The sequence below is a fragment of the Citrobacter sp. MGH103 genome (assembly GCF_001034475.2).
GTDB classification, from domain to species: domain Bacteria; phylum Pseudomonadota; class Gammaproteobacteria; order Enterobacterales; family Enterobacteriaceae; genus Citrobacter; species Citrobacter freundii.
Window position 1 is genome coordinate 3,427,019 of sequence record NZ_CP073043.1, and the last position, 18,542, is coordinate 3,445,560.

An 18,542-nucleotide genomic window follows, 5' to 3' on the forward strand; every position below is an offset into this window, starting at 1 on the left:
TATGAAATCATTGCAGGCTCTGTTCGGCGGCACCTTTGATCCGGTGCATTATGGTCATCTTAAACCGGTTGAAATTCTGGCGAATCTGATTGGTCTTTCCCGGGTCATCATCATGCCCAATAACGTGCCGCCGCATCGTGCGCAGCCTGAAGCGTCCGGTGAGCAACGTAAGCGCATGGTTGAACTGGCCATTGCTGATAAACCGCTGTTTTCCCTGGATGAACGCGAACTGAAACGCGACACGGCCTCCTACACCGCGCAAACGCTAAAAGAGTGGCGCGAGGAACAAGGCCCGAATGTGCCGTTAGCGTTTATCATTGGTCAGGATTCGCTGCTGACCTTCCCTTCCTGGCACGACTACCACACGATTCTGGATAATACCCATCTCATCGTATGCCGACGTCCAGGTTATCCTCTCGAAATGACGCAGGAAAAGCACCAGCAATGGCTGGAAGATCACCTGACTCATTCGCCGGATGACCTGCACAACCTGCCTTGCGGGAAAATCTACCTGGCCGAAACGCCGTGGTTCAACATCTCCGCCACGCTCATTCGCGAGCGACTGGAAAAAGGCGAGCCGTGCGACGACCTGATGCCAGGCGCAGTGCTTGACTATATTAATCAGCAGGGGTTGTACCGCTAAGCGTGTTGTTTAATGCCACCAGCAGGCGGTCATTTTCTTCCTGACTGCGAACAGCAACTCGGTAATAACGCGCGTCCAACCCAGGGTAATTGGCACAACTGCGAATCAAGACATGCTGTTCCAGCAACATCCGTTGCAAATCAATATCCGCGCGATCGCAGCGTAATAAACGATAATTTGCCTGGCCGGGATACACCGTCAGGCCGGGCAGGTTTTGTAGCTGCTGCTCAAACCGCGCTCCCTCTTGTTCCAGCCATTTCCACGTCGCCTGCTGATAAGCGCTGTCGCGTAAAATAATCTCGCCAGCCAGAGCAGCAAACGCATTAATTGACCACGGCATTTGTCGGCTGCGCATTTGTACAACGGCCTGCTCGTTACTGTTGACCAGATACCCCAGACGCAGCCCCGGTATCGCATAGAACTTGGTGAGCGAGCGCAGCACCCAAATATGCGGTTTATCCCGAAGTAGCGGAATAAACCCCGGCTCCCCGGCAATAAAATCGATAAACGCTTCATCAAGGATCAGATTGATCCCAAGCCGCTCACAACGTAAGGCAATCTCACGTAGCAGGCGGTTATCCGGTAGTAACCCGGTGGGGTTGTTGGGCGTGCAGAGAAACAGGCAGTCCAGCTCTGAGGTTAACGCATCGAGGATCGCATCGGTAAGCTGCCAGCCATCGTCTTCGCGCAGCGCAAACTCATGGATCGTACAGTCTCCCCATTGCAGCGCCCGACGATATTCAGCAAACCCAGGCGTCACGATCATCGCGTGACGTGGCTTCAGGCTATCTACCAGGGTAAAAATAGACTCGGTCTCACCGTTTCCGGCCAGGATCCACGAGGCCGGAATCTGATGATGCTCCGCCAACGCTGCATGCAGTTGCGCGTAATCGACATCCGGGTAACGCTCCGCGCAGTCCATATTATCGATAATTGCGCGTTTTAAACCTGCTGGCATACCCAGCGGATTAATATTCGCGCTAAAATCCAGCAATTGCTCAGGCGAGACGCCCAACAGTTCGGCGGCTTCTCGGGTATTACCACCATGCGCGCTCTTCAATAAAGACATCGTGCCGCTCCACGTAAAAAAAGGTATTTTAGTGAAAAATCTCTGCGCAATCAGGGCAAACATCATGTTTTGTGCGAATAACCCCAAGAGGAAAAAATGAGACTCTGGTTGGTACGTCATGGCGAAACTGAAGCCAACGTCGCGGGTTTATATAGCGGCCACGCTCCCACACCACTAACAGAACGGGGAATAGCTCAGGCGCAAACGCTGAGTACGCTGTTACGCGATGTGCCTGTCGACAACGTTCTGTGCAGCGAGCTGGAGCGCGCCCGCCATACAACGCAGTTGATCTTAGGCGATCGCGAGATTCCTGTGCGTAACATGCCTGAGCTCAATGAGATGTTTTTTGGCGACTGGGAAATGCGCCACCATCGCGATCTGGCGCGCGAAGACGCCGAAAACTACGCCGTGTGGTGTAACGACTGGCAGAACGCGACGCCCACTAATGGCGAAGGTTTTCAGGCATTTTCCCTGCGCGTGGAACGCTTCATTGCTCAACTCGATGATTACAAAATGTGCCAAAACCTGCTGGTAGTGAGCCATCAGGGTGTATTGAGCGTGTTGATCGCCCGTTTGTTGTCCATGCCGGCAGCAGCAATGTGGCATTTTCGCGTCGAACAAGGTTGCTGGAGCGCGATTGATTTTTGCGACGATTTTGCGGTTCTGAAAGTACTTAACAGCCGGGCTGTATGGCACGACGGAGAGTGAAAGCACTGTTTTTTCTGCCGAAGGGCTTCTCTCCCATTGACACCCCATGACAGGCTGTTATTCTCCGCAACCTGACTTTTCCCGCCCTTCAGAGCTTTGCAGAAATTGTTTTACAAAAATGGCGATGCATTCTGCGGCGTGGGGTGGGATGATAGCGCACTTCACAAGCGCTTTCGGAGACATTTGTCCCGATATCGCCTCTGGTTCAGGTATACTAACAGACGTTTTTAACTCTTTTCACCCAGGGGGAACACTTGCAGGGTAAAGCACTTCAGGATTTTGTAATCGACAAAATTGATGACCTGAAAGGTCAAGACATCATCGCCTTAGACGTTCAGGGCAAATCCAGCATCACTGATTGCATGATTATCTGTACTGGCACGTCCAGCCGTCATGTAATGTCTATCGCAGACCACGTTGTTCAGGAGTCCCGCACTGCTGGTCTGCTGCCGCTCGGCGTAGAAGGCGAGAACGTCGCAGACTGGATCGTCGTTGACCTCGGTGATGTGATTGTCCACGTGATGCAGGAAGAAAGCCGTCGCCTGTATGAACTGGAAAAACTCTGGAGTTAATGCGTGAAGCTGCAACTTGTCGCTGTGGGTACGAAAATGCCTGACTGGGTGCAAACCGGTTTTACGGAGTATCTCCGTCGGTTTCCGAAAGATATGCCCTTTGAGCTGATCGAAATCCCGGCAGGAAAACGCGGCAAGAACGCGGATATTAAACGCATTCTCGACAAAGAGGGTGAACAGATGCTGGCTGCCGCAGGCAAAAACCGCATCGTCACCCTTGATATCCCGGGCAAACCCTGGGACACGCCGCAGCTGGCGACCGAACTGGAACGCTGGAAACTGGACGGTCGTGACGTCAGTTTGTTGATTGGTGGGCCGGAAGGTCTTTCTCCTGCCTGTAAAGCAGCAGCAGAACAAAGCTGGTCACTCTCAGCGTTAACCCTTCCTCACCCTCTTGTTCGGGTTCTGGTTGCGGAGAGTCTGTACAGGGCGTGGAGCATTACCACCAACCATCCTTATCACCGTGAGTGATCATTGATTCTTGAGTAGATTAAGCAGCGGATGAAACTACAGAATTCTTTTCGCGACTATTCGGCTGAGTCCGCGCTATTTGTGCGCCGGGCGCTGGTCGCTTTTTTGGGGATTTTGCTGCTCACCGGCGTGCTGATCGCCAACCTTTATAATCTGCAAATCGTTCGCTTTACTGATTATCAGACTCGCTCGAACGAAAACCGCATTAAACTGGTGCCTATCGCCCCCAGTCGCGGCATCATTTATGACCGAAACGGAATTCCGCTCGCCCTTAACCGCACCATTTATCAGATAGAAATGATGCCAGAAAAGGTCGACAACGTTCAGGATACCCTCGACGCGCTGCGTAACGTCGTAGACCTGACGGACGATGACATTGCCGCTTTTAAAAAAGAGCGCGCCCGTTCACACCGTTTCACATCCATTCCGGTAAAAACTAACCTGAGTGAAGTTCAGGTCGCACGCTTTGCCGTTAATCAATATCGCTTTCCTGGCGTCGAAGTTAAAGGTTATAAACGCCGCTACTACCCCTACGGCTCTGCGCTGACCCATGTCATTGGCTATGTATCAAAAATCAACGATAAAGACGTAGACCGCCTGGACAAAGACGGCAAACTGGCTAACTACGCGGCGACGCACGACATCGGCAAGCTGGGTATTGAACGTTATTACGAAGATGTACTTCACGGCCAGACCGGTTATGAAGAGGTTGAGGTGAACAACCGCGGCCGCGTCATTCGCCAGCTGAAAGAAGTGGCGCCGCAGGCTGGGCACGATATCTATCTCACCCTCGATTTGAAACTCCAGCAGTACATTGAAACGCTGCTGGCAGGCAGTCGCGCCGCCGTGGTGGTTACCGACCCGCGTACCGGCGGCGTTCTCGCGCTGGTGTCCATGCCGAGCTACGACCCGAACCTGTTTGTCGATGGTATCTCCAGTAAAGATTACTCTGGGTTGCTCAATGACCCGAACACCCCATTGGTTAACCGCGCCACGCAGGGTGTTTACCCTCCTGCTTCGACAGTTAAACCTTACGTCGCGGTTTCTGCATTAAGTGCAGGTGTCATCACCCGCAATACTGGTCTGTTCGATCCAGGTTGGTGGCAATTACCGGGCTCTGAAAAACGTTACCGTGACTGGAAAAAATGGGGGCACGGTCATCTGAACATCACTCGTTCTCTGGAAGAGTCGGCGGATACGTTTTTCTATCAAATCGCCTATGATATGGGGATTGACCGACTTTCAGAGTGGATGAGCAAATTCGGCTACGGCAAATATACGGGCATCGATCTCGCTGAAGAACGCTCCGGCAATATGCCAACCCGCGAGTGGAAGCAAAAACGGTTTAAAAAGCCATGGTACCAGGGTGATACCATTCCGGTCGGCATCGGTCAGGGTTACTGGACTGCAACCCCTATCCAGATGAGTAAAGCGCTGATGATCCTTATCAACGACGGTTTGATAAAAGTTCCGCATTTGTTGATGAGCACGGCAGAAAATGGCAAGCAGGTTCCGTGGGTTCAGCCGCACGAACCGCCCGTTGGTGATATTCATTCCGGTTACTGGGAAATCGCGAAAGACGGCATGTACGGTGTAGCAAACCGCCCTAACGGTACTGCGCACAAGTATTTCGCTAGCGCACCTTACAAAATTGCGGCGAAATCCGGTACTGCCCAGGTCTTTGGCCTGAAAGCCAATGAAACCTATAACGCGCACAAGATCGCCGAGCGCTTACGTGACCACAAGCTGATGACGGCCTTCGCACCCTATGATAAGCCCCAGGTTGCTGTCGCCATAATCCTTGAAAACGGTGGCGCGGGCCCGGCTGTGGGTACCATTATGCGCCAGATCCTTGACCACATTATGTTGGGCGACAACAACACCAATCTGCCTGCAGAAAACCCCGCGGTTGCAGCAGCGGAGGACCAATAATCGTGACGGATAATCCGAACAAAAAAACATTCTGGGACAAAATCCACATCGATCCCACGATGTTGCTTATTTTGCTGGCGCTGCTGGTTTACAGCTCGCTGGTCATCTGGAGTGCCAGCGGCCAGGATATCGGCATGATGGAGCGCAAGGTCGGCCAGATCGCAATGGGCCTGGTCATCATGGTGGTGATGGCGCAAATCCCGCCCCGGGTTTATGAAGGCTGGGCACCCTATCTCTATATATTCTGCATCATCCTGTTGGTGGCGGTAGATGCCTTCGGCGCGATATCCAAAGGGGCGCAGCGCTGGCTGGATTTGGGTATTGTGCGTTTTCAGCCTTCCGAAATTGCCAAGATTGCCGTGCCGCTAATGGTCGCACGCTTCATCAACCGTGATGTTTGCCCGCCATCTCTAAAAAATACCGCCATTGCACTGGTGCTGATATTTATGCCCACCCTGCTGGTGGCCGCTCAGCCTGACCTCGGTACCTCAATACTGGTCGCCCTTTCCGGTCTGTTTGTTCTGTTCCTTTCTGGTTTAAGCTGGCGTTTAATCGGTGTTGCGGTGGTTCTGGTTGCGGCGTTTATCCCGATACTGTGGTTCTTCCTGATGCATGATTACCAGCGTCAGCGCGTCATGATGTTGCTCGATCCCGAAACCGATCCACTGGGTGCGGGTTATCATATTATTCAGTCTAAAATTGCTATTGGCTCCGGCGGTCTACGCGGTAAGGGCTGGCTGCACGGTACGCAGTCGCAGCTTGAGTTTTTACCCGAACGTCACACGGACTTTATCTTCGCGGTATTAGCAGAAGAGCTGGGTCTGGTAGGGATCTTAATTCTGCTTGCGCTGTACATTTTGCTGATTATGCGCGGATTATGGATCGCTGCCCACGCGCAAACCACCTTTGGTCGCGTCATGGCAGGTGGTTTAATGTTGATATTATTCGTTTATGTCTTCGTAAATATTGGTATGGTGAGCGGTATTCTGCCCGTGGTTGGCGTTCCTCTCCCACTGGTCAGTTACGGAGGCTCGGCACTTATCGTGCTGATGGCCGGGTTCGGGATTGTTATGTCGATCCACACCCATAGAAAAATGTTGTCGAAAAGCGTGTAAGGGGTACGCAATGCGTAAGCAGTGGCTTGGTATCTGCATCGCAGCAGGAATGCTCGCGGCGTGTTCGAGTGATGATGGTCAGCAACAGGGTGCTGTCGCGCCGCAGCCTGCGGTGTGTAATGGTCCGATTGTTGAAATCAGCGGGGCCGATCCGCGCTTTGAACCCCTGAACCCAACGGCGAATCAGGACTATCAGCGTGATGGTAAGAGCTACAAAATCGTCCAGGACCCTTCCCGCTTTAGCCAGGCAGGGCTTGCCGCTATCTATGATGCGGAACCCGGAAGCAACTTAACCGCGTCTGGTGAAGCGTTCGACCCGATGCAACTGACCGCAGCGCATCCGACGCTGCCAGTCCCAAGCTATGCCAGAGTAACTAACCTGGCAAACGGCAGGATGATTGTCGTGCGCATAAACGATCGCGGCCCTTATGGCAACGATCGCGTGATTTCACTTTCACGTGCAGCAGCTGACCGTCTGAATACCTCCAACAACACCAAAGTGCGTATCGACCCGATCATCGTCGCCCAGGATGGTTCATTGTCCGGTCCGGGTATGGCGTGTACGACAGTCGCAAAGCAAACCTATGCCCTGCCCGCGCGTCCTGATTTAAGCGGTGGCGGTAATATGGGAAGTATGCCTTCGCCATCGGATGCGGGTCAGCCGCAAGGCGATATTCGTCCGATCAGCAATTCCACGCTGAAAAGCGATGATCCAACCGGTGCGCCAGTGAACAGCGGTGGATTCCTCGGTGCGCCAACCACCCTCGCCGCAGGCGTGCTGGAAGGTAGCGAGCCGACTCCGGCTTCGCAACCGACCATCACCGCACCGGCAACACCAACCGCACCAGCAGCAACACCAGCCGCCGTCGCGGCACCTGCTCCAGCGGCAGTAGCCAACGGACGTTACGTGGTTCAGGTTGGCGCAGTCAGCGAGCAGTCGCGTGCGCAGCAGTATCAAAAACGTTTAAGCCAGCAGTTTGGCGTTCCAGGTCGGGTGGTACAAAATGGCGCAGTCTGGCGTATCCAGATGGGGCCGTTCGCCAGCAAAGCTGAAGCCTCCACATTGCAGCAGCGTCTTCAATCCGAGGCGCAATTACAGTCCTTCATCACCGGCGTGTAATAACGTAAATCAGGTATCTGAACTGTCAGTTTCTGTAAATGACATTAACAAAGTCACGCGGAAAGTCAGATGCCTGCCCGTTTTGCATTTGCTATAGTAGGGCACTTTTTTTAATTTCATCACGGACGTCGTAGTTCAGACCATGAAGACCACTTTTTCCGCTCGTTTCGTGCAGCGTATGGCGCTCACCGCGGCTCTCTGCGCAGCTTCTCTCTCTGCTGCCCATGCCGATGACCTGAATATTAAAACCATGATCCCGGGTGTTCCGCAGATCGATGCGGAGTCATATATCCTGATTGATTACAATTCAGGCAAAGTTCTGGCAGAACAGAACGCAGACACTCGCCGCGACCCCGCCAGTCTGACCAAAATGATGACCAGCTACGTCATCGGCCAGGCGATGAAAGCCGGCAAGTTCAAAGAAACCGATCTGGTCACTGTCGGCAATGACGCCTGGGCTACTGGTAACCCGGTCTTTAAAGGTTCATCGTTGATGTTCCTGAAACCTGGAATGCAGGTTCCTGTTTCCCAGTTGATCCGTGGTATCAACCTACAATCCGGGAATGACGCATGTGTGGCAATGGCGGACTTCGCAGCCGGTAGCCAGGATGCTTTCGTCGGTCTGATGAACAGCTATGTGAACGCGCTGGGCCTGAAAAACACCCACTTCCAGACCGTTCATGGTCTCGATGCTGACGGTCAGTACAGCTCGGCTCGCGACATGGCGATGATTGGCCAGGCCCTGATTCGTGACGTGCCTAACGAATACTCTATCTATAAAGAAAAAGAGTTCACCTTTAACGGTATTCGTCAGTTAAACCGTAACGGCCTGCTGTGGGATAACAGCCTGAATGTCGACGGTATCAAAACCGGTCATACCGACAAAGCTGGCTATAACCTCGTTGCATCCGCAACCGAAGGTCAGATGCGTCTGATCTCTGCCGTCATGGGTGGCCGCACCTATAAAGGTCGCGAAACCGAAAGTAAAAAACTGCTGACCTGGGGCTTCCGTTTCTTTGAAACCGTGAATCCACTGAAAGTCGGTAAAGAGTTTGCTTCAGAACCGGCCTGGTTTGGTAACACAGATCGTGCATCGTTAGGCGTAGATAAAGATGTCTACCTGACCATTCCGCGCGGCCGCATGAAAGATCTGAAAGCAAGCTATGTGCTGAACACCACAGAACTGCATGCACCGCTGCAGAAAAACCAGGTTGTCGGCACCATCAACTTCCAGTTGGATGGCAAAACCATCGAACAGCGCCCGCTGGTAGTCCTGCAGGAAATCCCTGAAGGCAACTTCTTTGGGAAAATCATTGATTACATTAAATTAATGTTCCATCACTGGTTTGGCTAAAAATCGAACACTTGAAAGTGTGATTTACGTCCCCATATACTAGGTATCCAGATAACTCCCACACGCTGTGGGAGTTATTATTTATTGATGTAACGCCGGAGCTGACATGAAAACCAAACTTAACGAACTGCTTGAATTCCCTACTCCATTTACTTACAAAGTAATGGGGCAGGCGTTGCCTGAGCTGGTTGATCAGGTGGTTGAAGTGGTACAGCGCCATGCGCCAGGTGATTACTCTCCGACGGTAAAACCGAGCAGCAAAGGCAACTACCACTCGGTCTCAATCACTATTACTGCTACACACATTGAGCAGGTTGAAACGCTGTACGAAGAATTAGGCAATATCGATATCGTACGCATGGTACTGTAAAAACCTGTTGGTTACCCGCTGCATCCCCGCTCGGGTAACCCCTCCCTCCTGTGATATACTTTTCCCCCTCTTTTATATTCTCTACTCTATGTGAGTATCTACGGAGATGCCGTTTTGTATCAGGATAAAATTCTGGTCCGCCAGCTCGGTCTTCAACCTTACGAGCCAGTTTCTCTGGCCATGCATGAATTCACCGATACCCGCGATGAAAACAGTTATGACGAAATCTGGCTAGTAGAGCATTATCCTGTTTTTACCCAGGGTCAGGCAGGTAAAGCAGAGCACGTACTGATGCCGGGCGATATTCCGGTGATCCAGAGCGATCGTGGTGGCCAGGTGACCTACCACGGGCCGGGCCAGCAGGTCATGTATGTGCTGTTGAACCTGAAGCGTCGCAAACTTGGCGTTCGTGAACTGGTTACGCTGCTGGAACAAACCGTCGTCAATACACTTGCGGAAATCGGCATTGATGCCCACCCGCGAGCCGATGCGCCTGGCGTATACGTCGGGGAGAAGAAAATCTGCTCTTTGGGATTACGTATTCGTAGAGGATGTTCGTTTCACGGCTTAGCGCTCAACGTGGATATGGATTTGTCGCCTTTCCTGCGTATCAATCCTTGTGGTTACGCCGGAATGGAGATGGCGAAAGTATCGCAGTGGGATAGCGCAGCCACGACCGAGAGCGTTCGCCCACGCCTGCTGGCCAACATATTAGCGCTGTTGGGTAACCCACCGCACGAGTACGTTACAGACTGAAAATACGTTCATACTTTGCCACGGCAAATGTTGTGGCAAATGGCACAAAACAACAACTATTTTACATTTTGCCAGCCTGTCAGGCTGCTTTCTGGCCCGTTTCAATGATATACTGCGTATCACTAATTCAAAAATAGTTGATAAATGCAACATTCCCTTGAATTGAAACGCTTTCCTTCGTAATTCGCAACTGGAACACGCAAGCTATGAGTAAACCCATTGTGATGGAACGCGGTGTTAAATACCGCGATGCCGATAAGATGGCTCTTATCCCGGTAAAAAATGTGGCAACAGAGCGTGAAGCCCTGCTGCGTAAACCGGAATGGATGAAAATAAAACTGCCAGCGGACTCCACTCGCATCCAGGGCATCAAAGCGGCAATGCGCAAAAATGGCCTGCACTCTGTCTGCGAAGAAGCTTCCTGCCCTAACCTGGCTGAATGTTTCAATCACGGAACCGCAACCTTTATGATCCTCGGCGCAATCTGTACCCGCCGTTGCCCATTCTGCGACGTTGCCCATGGCCGTCCGGTTGCTCCGGATGCTAACGAGCCGTTAAAACTTGCTCAGACGATTGCTGACATGGCGCTGCGCTATGTCGTCATTACCTCCGTTGACCGCGACGATCTGCGTGACGGCGGCGCTCAGCACTTTGCTGACTGTATCACCGCTATTCGTGAGAAAAGCCCGTCGATTAAAATCGAAACGCTGGTGCCTGACTTCCGTGGTCGTATGGATCGCGCGTTGGATATCCTCACCGCCACGCCGCCAGACGTGTTTAACCACAACCTCGAAAACGTACCGCGTATTTATCGCAATGTACGTCCGGGGGCGGACTACAACTGGTCGCTGAAGCTTCTGGAACGTTTCAAGGAAGCGCACCCGGAGATTCCGACTAAATCAGGTCTGATGGTTGGTCTGGGCGAAACCAATGCAGAAATCATTGAGGTCATGCGTGACCTGCGCAGTCATGGCGTGACCATGCTGACGCTGGGGCAGTATTTACAGCCAAGCCGTCACCACCTGCCGGTTCAACGTTATGTAAGCCCGGATGAGTTCGATGAGATGAAAGCCGAAGCTATGGCCATGGGCTTTACCCATGCAGCCTGCGGTCCATTCGTTCGCTCTTCATACCATGCTGACATGCAGGCCAAAGGGCTGGAAGTGAAGTAATCGTGTAATACTCACTTACATATCAGCAATAAAAAAACCGGCAAATTGCCGGTTTTTTTTCATGCAGAGTATGCAGTATGAGCATCATGCTCCTGACATTACTCTTTATGAGAAAGCTTCTCAGCCTGAACGCTACCATCAGCATCTTTCTTAGCATCGGCATTATCGTCGTTCATTGCTTTCTTGAAGCCCTTGATTGCCGTTCCCAGGTCTCCACCCAGTGTACGTAACTTCTTGGTACCAAACAGCAGAACAACCAGTGCGGCAACCACCAGCAGTTTGGTAATACTAATCTCACCCATAGATACCTTCTTCACTTAAACCAGGCTGCATAAAGCGCCATATTAACCTGAGAATATTAACGGCCTTTCGACGCGCGCACACAATAGCAATCTGTAACAAGGTGAATCAAGCCTTGTTTAAAAAAACGTCATAATAATTGCGGTGGCGCAAAACGTCGGTTACTTAACACCGGAAGTTGTGCTCTGACCTGCCTTACCCGCTCTGCAGAAACCTCGGCCATAATTAGCGCAGGCGTTTCCGCCGCAGCAGCAATGGTCACACCAAAAGGGTCGATGACCCGGCTTTGGCCGATATTCTTATTACCACACTCTCCCGCCGCAATCAGGTAACACGTTGCATCTAACGCTCTTGCAGCCAAAAGTGTAGACCAGTGATGCTCTTTAAGCGATCCCCGTACCCAGGCTGCGGGTAATACGAGAATTTCCGCTCCCTGCAATGCGTGTGCCAGCGCCAGCTCAGGGAAGCGCAGATCATAACAGGTCATTAACCCTACTTTTAACCCGCCTACGTCCAGCAGCGGCGCTATGACGTCCCCTGCATCCACATTTCGTGACTCCTGAATCGAAAAGGCGTCGTAGAGATGTAATTTAGCGTAATGGGCAACTACCTGACCTGCCCGTAGCGCCACCAGCATGTTAAACGCCCGTCCAGGCACAGAGGGAACATGAATCGTCAGGATTGTCGTCATCTCGTTTTGCGCGCTTTCTCGCAACAAGCGCGTCAAAAATCCCCCTTCCAGCAATTGAGCTGATTTCACTGACAGGTCTGGGTCCAGATCGTCACGGGCCAGAAGCGCTTCCGGTAATACCAGTAACGATGCCCCCTCTCCCGCAGCCTGAGACATCAGTAAAACGCAGGTTTCTGCATTTTTTTCCCATGAAGGTCCCACGGCAAATTGCCCTGCTGCAACGAACATATTCCCTCCAGAAAACGTTGTTAGGCTCGCCAACCACGATTATTCAGCGTTACACTCATCCTATATACAATCAAATAGCAGGATTACGCAGTGTTACAACTCCTTTTAGCGGTTTTTATCGGTGGTGGTACAGGTAGTGTAGCAAGATGGATGTTGAGCATGAGGTTTAACCCGCTACATCAGGCCATTCCATTCGGTACGCTGGCAGCAAACTTACTTGGCGCATTTATCATTGGTATGGGTCTGGCATGGTTTAATCGCATGACAAACATTGATCCAATGTGGAAGGTACTGATTACAACTGGCTTTTGCGGGGGACTAACAACATTTTCCACTTTCTCGGCTGAGGTGGTGTTTTTGCTACAGGAAGGACGCTTTGGTTGGGCTATGTTGAATGTGCTGGCGAATCTGCTGGGATCATTTGCGATGACCGCCCTGGCATTCTGGCTGGTTTCGGCCTCTCCCGCACACTGAGGCGAAAAAAAACCCGCAATTAAGCGGGTTTTGAATGCTTGCTGTCGTATGCTTACAGAGCGATTACGTTTGCAGCAGAAGGGCCTTTGGCACCGTTAGTGATTTCGAACTCTACACGCTGACCTTCAGCCAGAGTTTTAAAACCATTGGTCTGGATTGCAGAGAAGTGTACGAACACGTCTTTGCTGCCATCTTCCGGAGTAATGAAACCGAATCCTTTGGACTCATTAAACCACTTAACGTTACCTTTAATCTTAGACATCAAAATTACCTTTACATGAAAAATAGACACAAATGCTGTGTCGGGTATCAGTACAACAATTGTGGTGCACTTTGTCCAGTCGAACTTTATCAAAAAGTGATAAATGTCGCGTTATTTTTCAGTTAACGCTGATATCACACTGTTTTAAAAAGACTTTTTAATAATCCACCTGACAATACAGGTAGTCCATCAAAACTGGAAACGCATCCACGCAAAGTAGACGTTACCGTTGTTGTACGTTCCCGGAATGTAGGTCATCTGGAACGTTGCCGGACCATACCCTATCGATGCCAGCGGTAACAGCACGGGTACCGGAATGTAGTTCCAGTTATCACGCGCGGTAAAACCGGCGGTAAAACCGAGACCTGTATGGAAATTTTCATCGGCCAGCGGTCGCCAGGTTTTTTCCCAGCCATAACCACCAATAGGTTCCCATTTATTGTAGGAATCCTTAAAGGCCATTATATAAAGTCCATGCCAGTTACCTTTATCATCCCAACGGGATTGACCAAATCCTGCCCCCCACGGGCGTTCATTGTAGCGATCCGTTTTTTCTTTATCGTAGGCAAAGCGTGCATGCCAGGTAATAGCCGGTATATACAAATCATAATGTTCCGGCTGCTGCCAGGTTTCACTGACGTTGTCTTTAAAAGTAGCGAACCAGCCTTTATCTTCAGCAGCGCTCTGGGGAATGAAAGCTAACTGAATAAAAAGAAATGAAAAAATGAGAAAATATCGTTTAGCGACAATCACAACTTAATTACCATCCTGGGATTTATTATTAATTGTAGCAAACCCAACCTTAATGTTAGCTTAACAAAAATGCGCAGCTAAAAAATCAGAATATTCCTCAGCATGAAATTTTTAAGATAATTAGCCCTTAATTTATTGAGCCATTTCATAGGAACTATTTTCTCTTTATTGCCAATAAATTGTTCTTTACTCCGGGAAAAGTTAAATATCATTACAATAAATTAACAATTAAGAATCAATATCACCACAAAACACACACACCGGCGCTGCACTTCACAGTTTTTTATTGTGAGATTCTTTTTTTAACCACGATGCTGAAAAAACGGCTAAGCCATCGCTTGAATCCGTATTTTTATTGATTTTAATCAGCAAGAGTTATCGGTTTATTAGGCACATTCTGTCACCACTTTTTACTTTTTTTAGTTTTTTTACTTTCTGGGCAGCAATGCGACAGGGGAAACGATGTTGACATTTATTGAACTCCTTATTGGAGTTGTGGTTATTGTGGGTGTAGCGCGCTACATCATTAAAGGTTATTCCGCGACAGGCGTACTGTTTGTTGGCGGTCTGGTTTTGTTGATTATCAGTGCGCTGATGGGGCATAAAGTGTTGCCATCCAGCGCGGCATCGACGGGCTATACGGCAACAGACATTGTTGAATATATTAAAATTTTGCTGATGAGCCGTGGTGGCGATCTCGGCATGATGATCATGATGCTGTGTGGTTTTGCCGCCTATATGACCCATATTGGCGCGAACGATATGCTCGTTAAGCTGGCATCCAAGCCCCTGCAATACATCAACTCTCCTTACCTGCTAATGATTGCCGCCTATTTTGTCGCCTGCCTGATGTCACTGGCGGTTTCTTCAGCAACCGGTCTGGGCGTTTTGCTGATGGCAACACTGTTCCCGGTCATGGTTAACGTTGGAATCAGCCGTGGCGCTGCAGCGGCTATTTGTGCCTCCCCTGCTGCAATTATTCTTTCACCAACATCCGGTGATGTGGTGCTGGCGGCAAAAGCTGCGGAAATGCCGCTGATCGATTTCGCCTTTAAAACCACGCTGCCAATTTCCATTGCCGCCATCATTGCTATGGCGATTGCCCACTTTTTCTGGCAGCGTTATCTGGATAAAAAAGAGAACATTTCTCATGAAATGTTAGATGTGGCTGAAATCACCACGACTGCCCCGTCATTTTACGCCATTCTGCCGTTTACCCCGATCGTTGGCGTCCTGATTTTTGATGGTAAATGGGGCCCGCAGCTGCACATCATTACGATTCTGGTTCTGTGCATGCTCATCGCGGCTATTCTGGAGTTCGTACGTGGGTTCAACACCCAAAAGGTTTTCTCTGGTCTGGAAGTCGCTTACCGTGGCATGGCGGATGCCTTTGCTAACGTGGTGATGTTGTTAGTCGCTGCGGGTGTTTTTGCCCAGGGTCTGAGCACAATCGGCTTTATTCAGAGTCTGATTTCTATCGCCACCTCGTTTGGTTCAGCGAGCATTATCTTGATGATGGTGCTGGTGATCCTGACTATGTTGGCGGCAATGACTACGGGTTCCGGTAACGCCCCGTTCTACGCCTTCGTTGAGATGATCCCTAAGCTGGCGCATTCTTCCGGCATTAACCCGGCTTACCTTGTTATCCCGATGCTGCAGGCGTCAAACCTTGGGCGCACCATCTCCCCGGTCTCCGGCGTGGTTGTCGCTGTAGCAGGTATGGCAAAGATTTCTCCGTTCGAAGTGGTGAAACGTACTTCGGTTCCGGTTCTGGTTGGACTGCTGGTGGTGATTATCGCAACTGAAGTGATGGTACCAGGTTCTTCTTCAGCCGTCGTTGGCGGCTGATACTCAGTGAAATTTAGGCCGGATTAGGCATCTACGCCGCATCCGGCATTTAAACCGCACCATTGCCGGATGTCGATGCTAAAGCATCTTATCCGGCCTACGTCAGAAATCAGCATTTAGCCGCCATGATAAATACGCTGCGGCCTACCCACCTTACCGTGAATAATCTCCGCAATAATCAAATGACGGCTGGCACAGTACTCCAGGTAGCGTCTGGAAGTCGTTCGGCTGATGGTAAGCGCCTGGGCGATCGTTTCCGCAGTATGGTGTACCGTCGGGTCGGCGAATAATTTCAACACTGCATTCAGTGTTAACGCATCAATCCCGGTCGGTAAATCCCCTTTCGGTTCGCCCCGCGCGTAGGCATTAAACATTTCATCAATCTGCTTTTGGCTGGCGCTGTCATTCCCCGCCAACATGCGTCGACGTTGTTGATAACGCGTCAGGGTCTGCCCCAGCCGCTCGTAGGCAATGGGTTTGACCAGGTAATCAAACGCACCGCTGCGCACGGCCTCGGAGACCGTTTCCATGTCGCTGGCCGCCGTGGTAAACACTACGCCGCCCGGATAGCGCGCCTGGGTCAGCTCATGCAGCAACGTAATTCCCTTGCCGTCCGGCAAGTAGTTATCGAGCAGTATCAGACCGGGTTTAAAACGCTCAATCATCATCCTCGCCTGCTCAAGATTACCCGCCAGCCATATCTGGCTGAAACCGGGTATATGGCGGATATATTCAGCATGCATTTCCGCCAGTAGCGTTTCATCCTCAACGATCAACAGCGTTAATGGTTCCGTCATTATTTTTTTTCACTTTCGGAAGAAATAAAGAAAATAAGGTACCGCAAGGGGAGTTATCTTCGAGCGTAATCACCCCGTCACAGCGCCTCACATAACTTGCAATCAGATACAAACCGATGCCATGTTCACCTGGTTCATCGGTACGGGTGCTCACACCCTGTTCAAATATTTTCTCACGCAATGCTTCCGGCACACCGCATCCCTGATCGGCAACTTCGATGATCACGTCATCCCCTTCATCGCTCAAATAGAGCTCTACGACCTTGTTGCCTTGCTGGGTGCGTAAGCTCGCTTCAAATGCATTATCAAGCAGATTGCCAACAATTGCTGCAAACTCTGTGCTATCCAGCCCCTCGGGGAGTTGATGCAATTGGCTCCCCGGAACGATAGTCATGGTGAGGCCCAGTTCCCGCGCGCGCTGCACCTTGCCAAACAACAGACCGGCGACCTGACGATCGGCAAACGCGCCACGCAGGCTGTCAATCAGTTGCTGTTGCGCCTGGGATTCTCCCTGCACCATGGCCAGAACCTTGTCATACTCTTTCATTTGCAGCAGGCCATTGATGGTCGACATCCAGTTCAGGTGCTCATGACGCAGCGTTCTCAGGCTCTCTACATACTGTTTGATCTGCGTTAATTGCGCATTAAGGGTAGCAATTTCATCTTTACTACGAAAACTGATGATTGCCCCAAGCAGTTCGTCACCAGAGCGAATCGCTTCACGGTTGGCGATAACGCTCAGGCCATTAAAGTTTACCATCGCATCCTGTCGTTTTTCCGCAATCTGTTGGGTGAAAAAGTCCGCTGGCTGAACCACCTCACTCACCGGTTTTCCAAGCCACTTTCGCCCAGGTGAAGACAGCCCCAGCATTTTCCTCGCACTGCGGTTTATTGCGGTGATATATCCATCAGGATCCACGGCAATCAATCCTTCATATACCGAGCTGAACAACGCTTCCTGCTGACGTACCACCCGCGCAATTTGTTTCGGTTCCATACCCAACATCTGCCGACGAATATGGGCAGCGAAAAACCAGGAGAGCAGCATAAGTACCAACAACAGCAAGATAAACACACCGGCCATCGGGAGTAAGAAATCCGATCGCCAGCTATCGATTTTGCTGATCAGATAACCAATTGAGACTACGCCAATGATTTTGCCATCGTCATCAAAGATGGGCGTTTTAGCGCGCATTGCCATCCCGATGGACCCTTTACCGGTAATAAAGTAGCTCTCTCCTTTTTCCAGCGCACCGGGTTTGGTGAACTGCATCGGGTAGCCAATCTTTTCCGGGTTCGGATGATATAGACGAATGGAGTTGGTATCCCCGATAACCACATAGTCGAAGTCAGTTCCGCTCTGCAGTTTGTCGGCAATCGTCGCCAAACGCTTGTAATCACGATGTTTAACTGCCGTGATGATACTGTCGTTAGAGGCGATGATTTTGGCCTGGTTCATTGCCATATCGCGGACATGCGTGGCCAGATAATCTTCAAAGCTGGCGGTAAAGTATTGTGCCAGGGCGGCGATGATAAAAACAGAAACGACCAAAATAAGCAGAAAGATGCGTAAAGGAAACGCCAGGCTGCGGAAAAAAGGAAACCGTGTTTTATTTTTCTGCTCAGCCATATATCTTCCTCACCCACGTTGCCCGAAACTTATTTCTCATTGTAGTTGTAATAGAAATGTTTTATTTACACGTCACGGTATAAAACAAGATCGTTGCAGATTCCCCACTTTAAATCAATTAAACAAATTAAAACCACACGCCATTTCGAGGTTAAATTAATTAAAAAACTTAAAACCATAAAACACATTAAAACCTTCTAACTTATTGTGAAATAAATCAAAAATCACCTCCAAAATACCCCTTACGATGTATGCAGCAGGGAAAAAAAGAAATACT

General features: G+C 50.5%; 20 protein-coding genes. 13 read left to right on the forward strand and 7 right to left on the reverse strand.

Features of this window, described 5'->3' with window-relative positions; genetic code table 11:
* Position 1 precedes the first annotated feature (1 nt).
* Positions 2–643: a nicotinate-nucleotide adenylyltransferase gene (gene nadD, locus SK33_RS16575; protein ID WP_003022738.1), complete on the forward strand. Its 642-nt coding sequence runs from the start codon at positions 2–4 to the stop codon at positions 641–643.
* Here the strand turns inward: nadD and cobD are convergent.
* The gene (gene cobD, locus SK33_RS16580) at positions 618–1,712 is read right to left on the reverse strand and encodes a threonine-phosphate decarboxylase CobD (RefSeq protein ID WP_048219335.1); all 1,095 of its coding nucleotides are present in this window, start codon (positions 1,710–1,712) and stop codon (positions 618–620) included. The two genes, nadD and cobD, sit on opposite strands and share 26 nt — an antisense overlap.
* A 96-nt stretch (positions 1,713–1,808) precedes the next feature.
* Here cobD and SK33_RS16585 point away from each other — a divergent pair, with 96 nt between their 5' ends.
* From SK33_RS16585 to lipA, 10 genes are all read left to right on the forward strand, one after another.
* Positions 1,809–2,420, forward strand: coding sequence for an adenosylcobalamin/alpha-ribazole phosphatase (locus tag SK33_RS16585; RefSeq protein ID WP_016149777.1), 612 nt, complete (start codon positions 1,809–1,811; stop codon positions 2,418–2,420).
* Positions 2,421–2,674: 254 nt separating this feature from the next.
* Complete coding sequence (rsfS, locus tag SK33_RS16590; RefSeq protein WP_003022728.1) at positions 2,675–2,992, forward strand: ribosome silencing factor; 318 nt, start codon at positions 2,675–2,677, stop codon at positions 2,990–2,992.
* A 3-nt stretch (positions 2,993–2,995) separates the two neighbouring features.
* Complete coding sequence (gene rlmH, locus SK33_RS16595; protein ID WP_003022725.1) at positions 2,996–3,463, forward strand: 23S rRNA (pseudouridine(1915)-N(3))-methyltransferase RlmH; 468 nt, start codon at positions 2,996–2,998, stop codon at positions 3,461–3,463.
* Between the two features lie 30 nt (positions 3,464–3,493).
* Positions 3,494–5,395: a peptidoglycan DD-transpeptidase MrdA gene (gene mrdA, locus SK33_RS16600; protein WP_003022722.1), complete on the forward strand. Its 1,902-nt coding sequence runs from the start codon at positions 3,494–3,496 to the stop codon at positions 5,393–5,395.
* 2 nt (positions 5,396–5,397) lie between these two features.
* The gene (mrdB, locus tag SK33_RS16605; RefSeq protein ID WP_003022718.1) at positions 5,398–6,510 is read left to right on the forward strand and encodes a peptidoglycan glycosyltransferase MrdB; all 1,113 of its coding nucleotides are present in this window, start codon (positions 5,398–5,400) and stop codon (positions 6,508–6,510) included.
* A gap of 10 nt (positions 6,511–6,520) precedes the next feature.
* Positions 6,521–7,630, forward strand: a complete 1,110-nt coding sequence (gene rlpA / locus SK33_RS16610) for an endolytic peptidoglycan transglycosylase RlpA (RefSeq protein WP_048219337.1) — start codon at positions 6,521–6,523, stop codon at positions 7,628–7,630.
* Positions 7,631–7,772: 142 nt separating this feature from the next.
* A complete protein-coding gene (gene dacA, locus SK33_RS16615; RefSeq protein ID WP_003022711.1) occupies positions 7,773–8,984 on the forward strand; it encodes a D-alanyl-D-alanine carboxypeptidase DacA in 1,212 nt (403 codons plus the stop codon).
* A 106-nt stretch (positions 8,985–9,090) separates the two neighbouring features.
* A complete protein-coding gene (gene ybeD, locus SK33_RS16620) occupies positions 9,091–9,354 on the forward strand; it encodes a DUF493 family protein YbeD (protein ID WP_003022706.1) in 264 nt (87 codons plus the stop codon).
* A gap of 114 nt (positions 9,355–9,468) precedes the next feature.
* The gene (gene lipB, locus SK33_RS16625) at positions 9,469–10,110 is read left to right on the forward strand and encodes a lipoyl(octanoyl) transferase LipB (RefSeq protein WP_048219339.1); all 642 of its coding nucleotides are present in this window, start codon (positions 9,469–9,471) and stop codon (positions 10,108–10,110) included.
* A 206-nt stretch (positions 10,111–10,316) separates the two neighbouring features.
* Positions 10,317–11,282: a lipoyl synthase gene (gene lipA / locus SK33_RS16630; protein ID WP_003022702.1), complete on the forward strand. Its 966-nt coding sequence runs from the start codon at positions 10,317–10,319 to the stop codon at positions 11,280–11,282.
* A 98-nt stretch (positions 11,283–11,380) separates the two neighbouring features.
* Here lipA and tatE read toward each other — a convergent pair whose 3' ends face one another.
* On the reverse strand, positions 11,381–11,584 hold the full coding sequence (tatE, locus tag SK33_RS16635; RefSeq protein ID WP_003022699.1) for a twin-arginine translocase subunit TatE: 204 nt from the start codon (positions 11,582–11,584) through the stop codon (positions 11,381–11,383).
* Between the two features lie 128 nt (positions 11,585–11,712).
* Entirely contained in the window at positions 11,713–12,501 is a 789-nt protein-coding gene (locus SK33_RS16640) for a deaminated glutathione amidase (protein ID WP_048219342.1), read from the reverse strand.
* A gap of 90 nt (positions 12,502–12,591) precedes the next feature.
* Here SK33_RS16640 and crcB point away from each other — a divergent pair, with 90 nt between their 5' ends.
* Positions 12,592–12,975: a fluoride efflux transporter CrcB gene (crcB, locus tag SK33_RS16645; protein ID WP_003022693.1), complete on the forward strand. Its 384-nt coding sequence runs from the start codon at positions 12,592–12,594 to the stop codon at positions 12,973–12,975.
* A gap of 52 nt (positions 12,976–13,027) precedes the next feature.
* On the opposite strand, the gene cspE is transcribed toward crcB, so the two are convergent.
* Together cspE and pagP are read right to left on the reverse strand one after the other, a co-directional pair.
* Positions 13,028–13,237 carry a transcription antiterminator/RNA stability regulator CspE gene (cspE, locus tag SK33_RS16650; RefSeq protein WP_000034825.1) on the reverse strand — a complete coding sequence of 70 codons (210 nt, stop codon included), beginning with the start codon at positions 13,235–13,237 and terminating at the stop codon, positions 13,028–13,030.
* A gap of 189 nt (positions 13,238–13,426) precedes the next feature.
* The gene (pagP, locus tag SK33_RS16655; protein WP_048219344.1) at positions 13,427–13,990 is read right to left on the reverse strand and encodes a lipid IV(A) palmitoyltransferase PagP; all 564 of its coding nucleotides are present in this window, start codon (positions 13,988–13,990) and stop codon (positions 13,427–13,429) included.
* A gap of 462 nt (positions 13,991–14,452) precedes the next feature.
* Here pagP and dcuC point away from each other — a divergent pair, with 462 nt between their 5' ends.
* On the forward strand, positions 14,453–15,838 hold the full coding sequence (gene dcuC, locus SK33_RS16660; RefSeq protein ID WP_048219346.1) for an anaerobic C4-dicarboxylate transporter DcuC: 1,386 nt from the start codon (positions 14,453–14,455) through the stop codon (positions 15,836–15,838).
* Positions 15,839–15,954: 116 nt separating this feature from the next.
* Here the strand turns inward: dcuC and dpiA are convergent, their stop codons facing one another.
* Both dpiA and dpiB read right to left on the reverse strand, forming a co-directional pair.
* Complete coding sequence (gene dpiA, locus SK33_RS16665; protein ID WP_003022133.1) at positions 15,955–16,635, reverse strand: two-component response regulator DpiA; 681 nt, start codon at positions 16,633–16,635, stop codon at positions 15,955–15,957.
* Positions 16,604–18,265, reverse strand: coding sequence for a sensor histidine kinase DpiB (dpiB, locus tag SK33_RS16670; RefSeq protein ID WP_003022131.1), 1,662 nt, complete (start codon positions 18,263–18,265; stop codon positions 16,604–16,606). The genes dpiA and dpiB overlap by 32 nt, the downstream gene beginning before the upstream one ends.
* Positions 18,266–18,542 lie beyond the last annotated feature (277 nt).

Bases quoted from the DNA above. Each gene is read 5' to 3' on its own strand.
- nadD (WP_003022738.1), top strand. From the start codon at position 2: ATGAAATCATTGCAGGCTCTGTTCGGCGGCACCTTTGATCCGGTGCAT.
- cobD (WP_048219335.1), bottom strand. From the start codon at position 1,712: ATGTCTTTATTGAAGAGCGCGCATGGTGGTAATACCCGAGAAGCCGCC.
- SK33_RS16585 (WP_016149777.1), top strand. From the start codon at position 1,809: ATGAGACTCTGGTTGGTACGTCATGGCGAAACTGAAGCCAACGTCGCG.
- mrdA (WP_003022722.1), top strand. From the start codon at position 3,494: ATGAAACTACAGAATTCTTTTCGCGACTATTCGGCTGAGTCCGCGCTA.
- rlpA (WP_048219337.1), top strand. From the start codon at position 6,521: ATGCGTAAGCAGTGGCTTGGTATCTGCATCGCAGCAGGAATGCTCGCG.
- dacA (WP_003022711.1), top strand. From the start codon at position 7,773: ATGAAGACCACTTTTTCCGCTCGTTTCGTGCAGCGTATGGCGCTCACC.
- ybeD (WP_003022706.1), top strand. From the start codon at position 9,091: ATGAAAACCAAACTTAACGAACTGCTTGAATTCCCTACTCCATTTACT.
- lipA (WP_003022702.1), top strand. From the start codon at position 10,317: ATGAGTAAACCCATTGTGATGGAACGCGGTGTTAAATACCGCGATGCC.
- tatE (WP_003022699.1), bottom strand. From the start codon at position 11,584: ATGGGTGAGATTAGTATTACCAAACTGCTGGTGGTTGCCGCACTGGTT.
- SK33_RS16640 (WP_048219342.1), bottom strand. From the start codon at position 12,501: ATGTTCGTTGCAGCAGGGCAATTTGCCGTGGGACCTTCATGGGAAAAA.
- cspE (WP_000034825.1), bottom strand. From the start codon at position 13,237: ATGTCTAAGATTAAAGGTAACGTTAAGTGGTTTAATGAGTCCAAAGGA.
- dcuC (WP_048219346.1), top strand. From the start codon at position 14,453: ATGTTGACATTTATTGAACTCCTTATTGGAGTTGTGGTTATTGTGGGT.
- dpiA (WP_003022133.1), bottom strand. From the start codon at position 16,635: ATGACGGAACCATTAACGCTGTTGATCGTTGAGGATGAAACGCTACTG.
- dpiB (WP_003022131.1), bottom strand. From the start codon at position 18,265: ATGGCTGAGCAGAAAAATAAAACACGGTTTCCTTTTTTCCGCAGCCTG.